Genomic DNA, 870 nt, shown 5'->3' on the forward strand with positions numbered 1-870 from the left:
CCCTGCCTCACATCGTCCGGCAAAATCCGGAAGAACTTCGTCAAGCTGGCTTCCGTTCTCTCGCGTCCAATCCACAGCAGACGTTTGCAGCCGTCGTCGATCTGATAGACCAGCGTGAGATACTTGTGTCCTTTCCGCCAGGCGATCTCGTCGATCCCAATCGCCGTAACCGCTCCCCACGGGCGATTCACGATCCCCCAGATCACGGCATGTCGCACCGATCGAAACACGCTTTGCCAACTCGTGCGAAAGACGACCGCGACCTCCTGCCAGGAGAGACGCTTGGCCCAAGCCGCCAGAAACCACCGATATGTTTTCGTCAAATGGCATTGACCCTCACCCCAAGGAACCTGCTCCACCGTAACACCGCAACGCCGACAATCGACACGACGCATCCGGTACACGAAGTACACAGCGATAGCCCACAAAGGAACAAACTCGAATCGACGGGGCTTCAAGCGATCGTATTGTGGACCTGGACGACCACAACCTGAGCAGATCGGGCGACTGTTTCGGCGGCTCTGAATACTGACCTCGATCGCCAAATCGTCTCCTTTCCCGCAAAATGCGATGGTTCCATAGACAAATGACTTGTGTTTCTCGACGTGGTTGAGGATCGTTTTCAATTGCATCCTGTGTGTCCCGGTGACGTTTTAAGTGTGGTAACTCAAATCGTAACCGCTGGATCACAGGATGCATTCCTTCTATCAAAGGATTCGCTCAGCCCCTTCCGCCATCGCCTTCGCATCGCCCTCACACCTGCAGTGGCGATCGAAGGCGATGGCGGAAGGGGCGACACCCTTTTGCCGAACCTGAGCACAGCTCATCTTCAAACGATCCTTACTCACCCACAGAAACTGGTGACGAACC

1 protein-coding gene is annotated in these 870 nt (G+C 55.4%); it reads right to left on the reverse strand.

What is annotated here, in order from left to right; genetic code table 11:
• On the reverse strand, positions 1-632 hold a 632-nt coding region (locus tag OSO_RS0100165; protein WP_010581596.1), incomplete at its 3' end, for a transposase.
• Positions 633-870: the final 238 nt, after the last annotated feature.

The sequence above is a fragment of the Schlesneria paludicola DSM 18645 genome (genome assembly GCF_000255655.1).
GTDB classification, from domain to species: domain Bacteria; phylum Planctomycetota; class Planctomycetia; order Planctomycetales; family Planctomycetaceae; genus Schlesneria; species Schlesneria paludicola.